Genomic DNA, 12,047 nt, shown 5'->3' with positions numbered 1-12,047 from the left:
GTATCCCTGAAAGATGACCTGCCCCACCGCCCTCCGCACCGCCGCCTCCCTCGCGGTCCTCCTGGCCGGCCTGGTCATCACCCCCGTCGCCCTGTCCCACCTCGACGACAACCAGCACCTCGTGGAAACCCAGCCGACCCGCGAGGTGGAGGTCGTCGCCGTCTACTCCCAGACCCTCCACACCCAACTCACCACCGTCATCGTCCGCCACCCCGACAACGCCACCCCCACCAACCTCGAAGGCGCCGACAAACTCGTCGCCCTCCCTGAACCGGGTGCGTACGTCCCCGTCGTCGTCGACCCGTCCGACCGATCCAAACTCCTCATCACCACAGCAGACTGGGCCCCCACCTGGCTCGACTACACCACCACGGTCGCCGCCACAGCCCTACCTGCGCTGACGCTGGCGGCCTTGTTCTCCGGCGTCCTCACCCGCGGCCGCAAGCCGGTGGAGTAGCACCGCCCGATGCGGCAGAACGACGTGTTGCTGATTCCCGTCGCGGACGGCAAGTACACAGTGGCTCGAATCTTGGTTGGGGCGTAGAAAGCTCCACTCCCCGGACGGCCGGGCAGGCAGGCAGGGTCGCCGCCGTACTCGGCGAGTTCAGCTATCAGTCGGTGTTCCGGCGATCGGACTGTGGCGTGGGCACTGCCGGCCCTGACCACCCGGAAGCGCGGGAGGATTTCGAACGGATTCTTCTCGCCATCGTCCGGAACCTGACGATCGGCGGCGCGACCGAGCTGATCTCCTTCACCATGCATGAGCTCCGCTGGCCGATCGTGAAGGACGAGATCGAGCTACAACTGAACAACACCACCCGAAACGTCAGCGACCGCCGCCTCCACGAGGCCATGCTCGACAGCTTCTCGAACTCCTGGCGAGACAGCGACATGTACCTTCGCTTCAGCTGAGCTAGCGATCGAGAGGGGAGCCGGCGGATGGGTGGCAACCCACTCCTGACAGCAACGCCGCCCTGGCTGCTGACTGCGCCCTTCGGGTCCTTGTCTTTCGAGGCGGCGCTCAGCGAGCTTCGCGCTGCTGGTGGTGAGGTGATCTCCCTCGACGGCGCTCGCGCGCGCACCAGTGCCGCCCTGTTCGACCAGTTCGCTGAGGCGGCCAGGTTTCCGGACTACTTCGGGAGGAACTGGCCCGCCCTCGACGAGTGCCTGGCCGACCTCGAGTGGCTGCCGGCTACCTGCTACGTGGTGGTTCTCAAGAACCCTGAGTGCCTGCTGGAGGACGAGCCGCTTGATCGGCCCGCGTTCGTGCGATTGATCGAGGCAGTGGCCGCGGAGTGGAGCGAGGCGGTGGCGACCGGAGAGTACTGGGACCGACCGAGTACGCCGTTCCACCTGGTGGTTGATGCTGCTGGGACTTTGGCCAACGGTCCTCTCCGGCGCGGCGAGAACGGCGCGTCGACCTGGCTCACGAGCAGTTAGGTACGACGGCCAGATAGGCCCTGCGCGCATCAGCAAAGCGACATGTCAAATGTGACCTAGATCACCGACCCGTGCAAACGAACTGTATGGGTTGTACCTGTTCAACCTTCCGTCATAGCTCCAGAGTTACCCCTCGACTGTCTTGATCGATCTGTGGGGTGGGCAATGACCTGGGGCACTCGTACGTCTCGTTCGCGCCGGCGTGGCCGGCGTTCGGCCGGGTGGTTGGTGATCGGCGGGTTTCTGGCTGTCGGCGGACTTCAAGCCGGGCCCGTAGCAGCGGTGGCGCCGCCGCCGTCGGCGCCGGCCAAGAAGCCGGAGGCGACGGCGGCTCAGCGGGCGGCTGCGTCCGGTAAGCCGGTCGAGGTGGTCGAGAAGCGGACCGAGACGTCGAAGAGCTTCGCGAACCCCGACGGCAGCTTTACGCTGCAGCAATCCGCGGAGCCCGTCCGGAAGAAGCGCGACGGTCAGTGGGTCGACCTCGACCCGACCCTGTCCCGCGAGGACGGGGTCGTCAAGCCGGCGGCGACGGCGATGGACATGGAGTTCTCCGACGGCGGCGACACCCATCTGGTGACACTGAGCAAAGCCGGCCACGAGTTCTCGCTGACCTGGCCGCAACCGCTTCCTGAGCCAGTGATCGACGGCGACAACATGACGTACAAGTCGGTCTACCCCGACGTCGACCTGCGGGTGAACGTCACCAACGACTCGTTCTCCCAGGTGCTGATCGTCAACACGGAAGCGGCTGCCAAGCTGCCGCAGTTACAGCAGATCGAGCTCGGGCTCGACGCTCCGAATCTCACCGTGCAGCACTCTCCGGGCGGGGGCATCCAGGCTGTCGACGAGCTCGGTACGACGATTTTCAGCGCACCGAAGCCGGTGATGTGGGACTCGTCGGGTGACAAGAAGGCAGACTCGCCCTCCTCCGACCGGGCGGAGGAACCGCTCGAGGGCGACACTGTGGCACCGATGCCGGTCGCGGTCGCGCAGGACAGCCTCGCGATCACGCCGGACCGTGCGTTGGTCGATGCCGCCGACACGGTGTACCCACTGCACATCGATCCCGTGGTCAAGGGCACTCGCGTGGCGCGCTCGATGATCAACGAGCACTACCCGTCTACGCCGACGTGGGGTTGGGGCGGCGACGAAGGCGTCGGTTACCAGGCGTTCGAACCGTGGAGCCGCAAGCGTCTGTTCTTCGGTTTCGACGTCGCGAAGATCGCTCGGGCGAAGATCCTGTCGGCGACGTTCACCGCGTACGAGACCTGGGCCGCGTCCTGCACACCCAAGGTCGTCGAGGTCTGGAAGACCGCACGGGTCACCGAGAACACGAACTGGGCAGCCGGCTCCGGCTCCTCGGTGTGGCAGCAACGACTGGGGATCGCGACCGTGGCACACGGCCGTGAAGGATGTGACCCGGGAGGAGCCTGGGTCCCGTTCAACGTGCAGTCCGCGGTGGCTCAACAGGCCGCCGCCAATGCCTCGACCGTCTACCTCGGTATGCGCGCCGCCGACGAATCCGATCAGAACGCCTGGAAGAGATTCCGGTACAACCCCGAGCTGTCGGTGACCTACAACTTCGCTCCCACCGTGGTCCGCCCGCGCACGGAAGACCCCGTCACCAGCTGTGTCACGACCTCCACCAACGCCCCCATCATGGGAGACAGCCAGCCTCGTATGGTCGTCGGGGTAACGGACCCTGACGCGTGGGACGGCGACCAGGCCATGGTCGAGTTCGAGGTTCGGCGGAACATCGACGAGGGTCCGTACCGGAAGGTCAAGACTGCGGGCTACCAGAACACAGGATCGTCGGTACGTTTCATGCCCAGCGGTGAAATACAGGCTCTGGACTCGAACGTGGTCTACGCCTGGCGAGCCCGGGCGTGGGACGGCGACTCACACTCCGCCTGGTCGACCGAGTGCTACTTCAAGGTGGACCTCACGAAGCCGCCGGCGCCGACCGTCACCGCGGTGACCGCCGGACCGTACACCTTGGGCAAGGCCGTGACCTTCAAGATCACCAGTCCGTCGGCCGACGTCACCGGGTTCCGCTACGCCTTCGACACCTTCAGTCCAGGAGCCACCGTCATTCCGAAGGCGAACGGAACTCTCACCGCGACGCCGACCCACGTCGGTCCTTGGTGGGTGCGTGCGTGGAGTGTGGATGCCGCGGGCAACCGCAGTGACGACCACGGCGACGTCACTCTACGGATCGCCGGCCCGGACACCGATGGCAAGTGGTTGCTCGACGAGGGTACGGGGACGTCCAGTGCCGACAGCACGGGAAACAACCGCACCATGTACCTCGGGACCGGGGCCGAGTGGGTAGGCGGTGACAAGGAGGGAGCGACGCCTCCCGACTGGTCGGTCTTCTTGCCGGGGCTCCAGACCAGTGGCGCGACCACAGCGACGACGGCGACCAATGTCGTTGATACAGGCAACAACTTCAGCGTCATGGCCCGCGTTCAGTTGGGGATCAAGAGCAACCGACAGGTCGTTCTCAGCGAGGATCGGCCAGGACTCAGCAGTTTCACTCTTGGGACGACTGAGATGACCTGGACAGGTAAGGACACTCCCGACCCGGCTGACGACGTGCCGAGCGACCGGCACGTGAAGTACTCGTTCACCATCGCCACCACCGGATCCGGCGGTCCGGCCAAGCTCGAAACCGACTGGCTGCCGTACACGGAAGGAAAGTGGGTCTCCTTGATCGCGGTGTACGAAGCCGGAGCTCACTGGATGGAACTCTTCGTCGACGGTCACAGCAGGTCCAGCGGCTGGATCCCTGAGGACCGCAGCGTCACCGACGGTGCGGGCCCGTTCCGCACCGGCCTGGCGATTGACGGCGGCACCACGCACTTCTTCCGGGGCGCCGTTGACGACATTCGCCTGTACAAGAACGTGATTGACGACTCGATCATCGAGGCCTACTCCCTGGGGAGCAACTGATGCGACGGTTCATGACAGCAACTCGTCCCGCCGCACGGAGAGGTCGAGCGGCGCTGGTGACTGTGTTGGGTGTCAGCCTGATCGCAGGCGTCGCCTCCTACGTCCCGGCGGCCGAGGCCAAGGCGTACAGCCGCCCGGCGCCGACTCCGCAGCAGACGGACCCGGTGAAGGGCGCGGAGTTCGCCGGCAAGAACGATCTGCGGGCCGAGAAGTCGCCAGGCACACCGGCCGACGTCAAGGCGCCGACCTGGCCGGCCGCCACCAGCGGGGTCGTCAACCTCGCCCCAGTCATCGGTGCTGCCGGTCAGCCCAAGACCGTGTCGACGCCGCAGCGAGTCGGCACGTCCCCGGTCACGGTCGCCCCGGCGGCCAACCCTGCCAAGACCGGTGCAGCCGTCAACGCCGTACGAGTCGACGTGCTGGGCCAGGACCGTGCCGAGCAGCTCGGGGTCAGTGCGGTCGTCCTGAGGGTGGGGGCCACCCAGAAGACTGTTGCCGCGGGCAAGGTGCGGCTGCAGGTCAAGTACTCGGACTTCAAGAACGCGTACGGCGGTGACTGGGCGACCAGGCTCCGGATGGTCAGGCTCGACTGCTCGAACGCGACGACGTGCTCGAAGGCGACGATCGTTCCCGGATCGACCCTCGACGCCAAGAGCGAGACCGTCAGCGCCGACGTCGACGTACCGGCCAACCAGTCGGGCTCGGCCGTGGCTGCGTTCGCCGTAGCAGCTGCCGCGGACGGACCGAACGGTGCCTACAGCGCCACCACTTTGTCGCCCGCATCGACCTGGAGCATCGGCAAGCAGACCGGTGACTTCAACTGGAGCTACCCGCTGCGCGTACCGCCGGGCACGGCCGGCCCTCGGCCGGAGCTCTCCATCGGCTACTCGTCCGGTTCTCTCGACGGGCAGACCGCCTCGACCAACAACCAGGGGTCGTGGCTCGGCCAGGGCCACACGCTGGAACCTGGGTACGTCGAGCGCAAGTACGTCTCGTGCGCGGACGACATGACCGCGGCCTCGAACAACAAGACCAAGACCGGCGACCTGTGCTGGCGTTCGGACAACGCGACGCTCTCGCTGGGAAGTCACTCCAGTGAGCTGCTCTACGACCCGGTCAAGGGCTGGAAGCTGCAGAAGGACGACGGATCCCGCATCGAGCGACTGTCCGGCGCGGACAACGACGTCGTGAACGGTCCGGTGAGCGGTGAGCACTGGCGCCTCACGACCACCGACGGAACGCAGTACTTCTTCGGCCTGAACCCGGCTGCTTACGGGGCGAGCAGGTCGAACTCCGTCTCCATGGTTCCGGTGTACGGGAACAACGCCGGCGAGTCCTGCTACAAGGCCGGCGACTTCGCCGGCTCGCAGTGTGCGCTGCCCTGGCGCTGGAACGTCGACCGGGTGATCGACACGTCCGGTAACGTCATGACGTATCGGTACGCGAAGGAAACGAACTACTACGGCCGCAACAACAACACCGCGGTGTCGAGCTACGACCGTGGCAGCTACCTGACCAGCATCGAGTACGGCGAGCGCAACGGCACCGACGCGTCCGTCGCGGCGCCGGCCAGGGTCGTCTTCGAGGTCGCCGAGCGTTGCTTCCCGAGCGGGGCGGTCACCTGCGCGCCCGAGCAGCTCACCGCTGCCAACGCCTCGAAGTGGCCGGACGTGCCTTTCGATCAGATCTGCGCGTCCGCCACGACCTGCCCCGGCAAGACCTCGCCCGCGTTCTTCAGCCGCAAGCGGTTGGACGCGGTGTACACGGGAGTTCACACCGGCGGAGGCAACTACCGGACCGTCGACCGTTGGGACTTCGGCCAGGAGTTCAAGGATCCGGGTGACGGTACGTCGGCCGGCCTCTGGCTCGCCAGCGTGACGCACAGCGGCATGGCCAACGGCACGGCGGTCGTCGATCCGCCGGTCACCTTCGAGGGCACGCAGATGCCCAACCGCGTGGGTGACTTCACCGGTGGCGCGTTCCCGATGAACAAGCCGCGCGTCAACGGCATTCGCACCGAGTCCGGCGCGCTGATCTCGGTGAACTACTCGGCAAAGGACTGCACGACCAACCCGGCCGAGGCTACCGCGCCGACGAACACCCGCCGCTGCTTCCCGGTGTACTGGACGAGAGAGGGCGGCGAGAACCCGACTCTGCACTGGTTCCACAAGTACATCGTGACCCGGACGGTCGAGACCGACTTGGTCGGCGATTCGCCGACCAAGGACACGGCGTACAGCTACGCGGGCAGCGCCGGCTGGCACTTTGACGACAACGAACTGACGGCACTGAAGTACCGCACGTGGGGCGACTGGCGTGGCTACAACTACGTGACGGTGCTCGAAGGCCCTGCGGGATCGCAGACTTCCACGAAGTACCTGTACTTCCGCGGGCTGCACGGCGATCGCCTGAACAAGGAGGGCACCCAGACCAAGACCGTCAAGGTCACCGACTCCCAGTCGACCACCGGTTACGACGACTTCGATCGTCTGAACGGTTACGTCCGCGAGCAGGTCACGTACAACGGCGCCGGGGGCGCCGAGATCACCGGGACCGTCAACACGCCGTGGCTCAAGCAGACCGGGGCGAGCCCGGGGGACATTGCCACGCTTCTCGGAACCGGCTACGTCCGTCTGCGCACGCGTCTGACCAACGGCACCTACCGGGTGTCGGGCACCGACAGCCAGTTCGACGACCAGCTCGGCCTGCCGACGTCGGTGAGCGATCTCGGAGATGTCAGCAAGGGTGACGACGACCGCTGCGTGCGCTACGAGTACGCGCAGCGACCGAGCGGCTGGGTCATGGACACGGTCAAGCGCAAGGAGACGGCCTCGGTCAGCTGCGCGTTGGCCGATCCGATCCCGTCCCAGATCGTCGCTGACGAGCGGACCTACTACGACCAGCACACGTCGATCGACACCGAACCGCTGAGAGGGCTTGTCTCCAAGGTGGAGACGATGTCGGCCTTCCGCGGAGCGCCGGTCTACGAGCAGCGCGCCCGGATGGTTTACGACGAGCTCGGGCGGACGACTGAGACCTACGACGGGCTCAACCGGCGGACGAGTTCGGTCGAGTACGTCCCGGCGACCGGTGGCCCGGTGACCGGCACCAAGACGACCGACGCCCTGAACAACACCAGTGAGTCGACACTTGACCCCGCGTGGGGCTCACCGACCGTCGAGATCGATGCCAACGGCAAGCGTACGGATCTGACCTACGACGGATCGGGTCGTCTGACCTCGGTCTGGTTGCCTGATCGCCCCAAGGCCGACGGGAAATCGGCCTCCGCCGTCTTCTCCTACCTGCTGTCCAAGACAGCGGGCCAGCCCAACATCGTCTCGTCCCAGGAGCTCCTGCCGAACGGCACCTACTCCAACACCCGGACGCTCTTCGACGGTCTGCTGCGTGAGCGTCAGACCCAGGCGCCGAGCGCGAACGGCAACGGCCGCGTCATCACGGACACGAAGTACAGCTTCCGCGGCGTCGTGGAGAAGAAGGGCGGCCCGTACTTCGACGACAGCAGCGGGCCGTCCAACAAGATCTTCCAAGTCACCGACGTCCAGATCCCAACCCAAACCGTCTACACCGTCGACGGCGCCAACCGGGTCACCGTCGAGACGATGAAGTCGAAGAACTCCGAGCTGTGGCGTACCACCACGTCGTACGGCGGAAACTTCGTCGGCGTGGACCCGCCGGTCGGCCAGACCGCGACGATGAGTGTTGTCGACACACGTGGCAACACCGTCGAGCTTCGCCAGTACCCCAGTGGCGCGGTCCAGGGCCCGTCGGACAACACCGTCTACACCTACACACCTCGCGACGAGTTGGCGAGCGTCAAGAACGCGGGCGGCAGCACCTGGAGCTACACCTACGACCTCCGCGGCCGGCAGATTTCGTCGACCGATCCCGACAAGGGGACCACGACCTCGACGTACGACGATGTGGACCGCTTGACCTCCACCAGGGACGCGCGGGACCAGTCGCTCTTCTTCGAGTACGACAACCTGGACCGCAAAACCGCTGTCCGTAGTGGATCTGCGACCGGCACCGTCCTGTCCTCGTGGGCCTACGACACCTTGGGCAAGGGCCTGCTGACGTCGTCGACCCGCACGGTCGGAGGCAACAAGTACGTCTCGGCCATCACGGGCTACGACGCACTGAATCGGCCGACGGGGACGAAGGTCACCATCCCGGCTGTAGAAGGCAAGCTGGCCGGCGAGTACACGTCGTCGACGAAGTACAACCCGGACGGCAGCGTCGACGAGGTGACGATGCCTCAGGTGCCGGGCCTGCCGAACGAGACCGTCGAAACGATCTACAGCCCGAGTGGCAACCTCACGGCGATCGGCGGCTGGTCGTCGTACTTGACCGGGGCTAAATACACGCCGTTCGGTGAGCCCACGCTGTACACGATGGGCGATGTCCTCAACGGAAAGGGGGCTTTCCAGACCTTCGGGTACGACGAGGGGACGCACCGGCTGGAGTGGATGAAGGTCGATCGCGAGACGCAGGCGAAGACCGACGACTCCTTCGACTACACCTACGATGCCGGCGGCAACATCCTGGCGATCGCCCACTCACAGGCCCAGGGCGCGAGCATGGATCGTCAGTGTTTCGCCTACGACTTCCTCCGCCGCCTCACCGAGGCTCGGACGACGTCGAACGCGTCCTGCACCACGGCACCGACCACCGGGAACCTAGGCTCGACGTACCCGTACTGGAAGACGTACGGCTACTGGAAGTCCGGCAACCGCGCGGTCGAAACCTCGCACGCCGCCGCGGGCAACACCGTCCGCAACTATGCGTACCCGGCCGGCTCGCTCCCGCGCCCACACGCAGTGACCGGTGTGACGAGCAGCGGCCCAGGTGGCACCTCGGCTGATTCGTACACGTACGACGCCACCGGCAACATGGCGACCCGCACGGAGTCCGGCGACACCGACACCTTCACCTGGGACGTCGACGGCAGCCTGAAATCGGTCGCCGGCCCCAGCGGAACCACCGACTTCGTCTACGACGGCGAAGGTGACCGCCTGATCAAGCACGACCCGACCGGCGCGACCCTCTACCTCGGCGACACCGAGGTCCGCCTGGACAAGGCGGCCGACACCGTCTCGTCGACCCGCTACTACAAGTTCAACGGCAGCACGGTCGCGATGCGCACCGACGCAAACAACGTGGTGAACCTGTTCGCGGATCACCACGGAACAGCAACGGTCAGCATCGACCGAACCACCAGCGACCTGTCCCGGCGCTGGATGGATCCCTTCGGCACACCTCGCGGCGAGACCTCCACCTGGAAATCCAAGTCCCGAGGCTTCGTCGACGGCCAACTCGATCCATCAACCCGCCTGACCCACCTCGGGGATCGCGAGTACGACCCGGACCTCGGCCGCTTCATCTCGGTCGACTCAGTGGTCGACCGGACCAATCCTCAGCAGATGAATGCGTACTCCTACGCCACCAACAGCCCGGTGTCCATGTCGGACCCGGACGGTCTGGCGGTGGTGGTTGACCTTCCGTCTGGTGGCAAGGTCGCCACCAAGTCCGAGAACGAGAGCGAGGTCTACAACGACGACAAGAAGTCGGTCGAACGTTGGAACTCGACATCGTACGAGGAGAAGGTCCACCACGAGATCGAACGCCAGATCTCGTACCACACCGCGCAGAAGGCCAAAGCCAAAGAGACCGTCAAGCGTGTCATCAGGGACCTGGTGAAGATCGTCGCCGACGAGCTTGGCGTGACTGATGCTCTTGACTGCTTCAAGAACGGAGACATCAGTTCTTGCGTCTCGACCGGAATCACGGTGCTCTCGTCGTTCGCAGGCGGAGTCGCCGGCAAGATGCTGTCCAAGTACGGCGCGCCATGGAAGTGGAAGAAGGCGGCCGAGTTGGTCGGCCGGATCAAGGAACTTGCCGGCGAGGCCATCGCGGCGATCCGCAAGCTCGGGAGTTGTAACTCCTTCGTGCCGGGGACGCCTGTGGTTCTCGCCAGTGGAGCAAGTGCCGCGATCGAGACCGTCAACGTTGGCGATTCGATCGTCGCGACGGATCCGGCGACCGGGAAAACGGCGGCTCAAAAGGTCGTTGCGACAATCATCGGCGACGGGCAGAAGGAGCTGGTCGATCTTGACGTCCACTTCGCAATGCCGTCCGGCGAGTCCTCCGAAGTAAGCATTGTCACGACTTCCGGCCATCATTTTTCTCTCCAAGGCGGCGGACGATGGGTCACTGCCGGCCAGTTGAAGGTCGGCGACGAGTTGCACGGCCTGAGGCCGGGGCAGCGAGCGATCGTCAAAGCAGTCGGCTCCCGTGTCGAAGCGACGAAGGTTCACAATCTCACCGTCGCTGTAGCTCACACGTACTATGTCGGCCGCCTGAGCAACTCGGTGCTCGTGCACAACGACGCCTGCAAAATCGGTGGCCGGTACAAGGAACTGACGCCCAGCGGCGACGACATGGAACTCCACCACATGCCGGCGAACTCGGTGAGTCCGTTGACCCACGGTAACGGCCCATCGATCCGGATGGAAAAGCTGGACCATCGTCAGACGGCCAGTTGGGGCTCCCGGACGTCGGCAAAGAACTATCGAAACTCTCAGAAGAAGCTGATCGACGAAGGAAGGTTCGATGATGCGATACAGATGGACATCGATGACATCCAAGGTAACTTCGGATCGAAGTATGATCCACATATCCTTGAGATGATCGACAGTTTGGACTGAAGGCGCGACGATGACTTGGACAGTTGAAGGGTACGTCGGTCTGGGGCCGATCAAGCTTGGTGCGGACCGTGCTGGAGTTCGAGCGGCGTTGAGTGAGGAGCCCAAGAGCTTTACGCGGACCGCAGCGGCCTCGGCGTCCGGCGACGAGGAGTACGAGTCCGCGGGGGTCTTCGTGTACTACGACGATTCAGATCGGGTGGACTTCGTCGAAAGTTATGCAACGGCCGGCGAGAGCGTCCCCCGGTTCGGGGTGGTCTCGTTGAACGGTCGGGACATGAGGGAAGTCCTCGCTGACCTCGATGGTGCTGGGCTAACGCCCGATGACGACGACGGGGCGTCTCGCATCTTCTTCGAGGCGGGCTTCGCCGTGTTCTCATCCGGCTACGTCGTCGAGTCCACCTCTGTTTTTGTGAAGGGGTACTACGACGACTGATGACCGCGTCACGCGAAGAGGGCGCCGGGGCCGAGGCGGTTCATTGGGTTCGGTGGAGGGCGGCGGTACGGGGACAGGCGCCATCTGTGGCCGCTCGTTGGGTCTCGTAGAGGCGCGGTACCAGTACGCGCCTTCCGGAGGGTCGCCGGCGTTATCAATGTCGGCGACCCCATGGGGTGGTGCCGTGCGGAAGACTCATGCTGACACTGGTCATGATGGAGAATTCGGATGATTCGGATGCTCGACGACAGTGACTATTACACGGGTCCTGTCCTCGATGCCGCGATGGTTCGTCGGGCAGAGATGATCTCGGGTTTCACCTGCCCCAGAGTTACATCGATCTGTTGTTCGTGCGGAACGGGCAGTGCGTACTTGATCTCCGAGTGGGGGTACCCGGATGTCGGTGTGGTGATCTGCGATACACCGACACCGACACCGACACCGACACCGACACCGACACCGACACCGACACCGACACCGACACCGACACCGACACC

6 protein-coding genes are annotated in these 12,047 nt (G+C 65.0%); all 6 read left to right on the top strand.

The features are described 5' to 3' along the window. Positions 1-13: 13 nt before the first annotated feature. The 6 genes from ACLQ2O_RS41125 (at position 14) to ACLQ2O_RS41100 (ending at position 11,550) form a co-directional block, all read left to right on the top strand. Positions 14-457 carry a hypothetical protein gene (locus tag ACLQ2O_RS41125; RefSeq protein ID WP_425843183.1) on the top strand — a complete coding sequence of 148 codons (444 nt, stop codon included), beginning with the start codon at positions 14-16 and terminating at the stop codon, positions 455-457. 185 nt (positions 458-642) lie between these two features. Further along, complete coding sequence (locus ACLQ2O_RS41120; RefSeq protein WP_425843181.1) at positions 643-912, top strand: hypothetical protein; 270 nt, start codon at positions 643-645, stop codon at positions 910-912. Positions 913-939: 27 nt separating this feature from the next. Further along, positions 940-1,440, top strand: a complete 501-nt coding sequence (locus ACLQ2O_RS41115; protein WP_425843179.1) for a barstar family protein — start codon at positions 940-942, stop codon at positions 1,438-1,440. A 165-nt stretch (positions 1,441-1,605) separates the two neighbouring features. Continuing rightward, on the top strand, positions 1,606-4,392 hold the full coding sequence (locus tag ACLQ2O_RS41110; protein ID WP_425843177.1) for a hypothetical protein: 2,787 nt from the start codon (positions 1,606-1,608) through the stop codon (positions 4,390-4,392). 56 nt (positions 4,393-4,448) lie between these two features. After that, positions 4,449-11,117 (top strand): polymorphic toxin-type HINT domain-containing protein, encoded by a 6,669-nt coding sequence (locus ACLQ2O_RS41105; RefSeq protein WP_425843175.1) that lies wholly within the window; start codon positions 4,449-4,451, stop codon positions 11,115-11,117. 10 nt (positions 11,118-11,127) lie between these two features. Beyond that, a complete protein-coding gene (locus ACLQ2O_RS41100; protein ID WP_425843173.1) occupies positions 11,128-11,550 on the top strand; it encodes a hypothetical protein in 423 nt (140 codons plus the stop codon). The last annotated feature ends 497 nt before the right edge of the window (positions 11,551-12,047 follow it).

Origin of the sequence: Kribbella sp. DT2, from assembly GCF_049844575.1 — a bacterium.
In the GTDB taxonomy this organism is placed as follows: domain Bacteria; phylum Actinomycetota; class Actinomycetes; order Propionibacteriales; family Kribbellaceae; genus Kribbella.
Note: the sequence above shows the minus strand (reverse complement) of the source record. Positions and strands in the feature narration are given on the sequence as shown.

Bases quoted from the DNA above. Each gene is read 5' to 3' on its own strand.
- ACLQ2O_RS41125 (WP_425843183.1), top strand. From the start codon at position 14: ATGACCTGCCCCACCGCCCTCCGCACCGCCGCCTCCCTCGCGGTCCTC.
- ACLQ2O_RS41115 (WP_425843179.1), top strand. From the start codon at position 940: ATGGGTGGCAACCCACTCCTGACAGCAACGCCGCCCTGGCTGCTGACT.
- ACLQ2O_RS41110 (WP_425843177.1), top strand. From the start codon at position 1,606: ATGACCTGGGGCACTCGTACGTCTCGTTCGCGCCGGCGTGGCCGGCGT.
- ACLQ2O_RS41100 (WP_425843173.1), top strand. From the start codon at position 11,128: ATGACTTGGACAGTTGAAGGGTACGTCGGTCTGGGGCCGATCAAGCTT.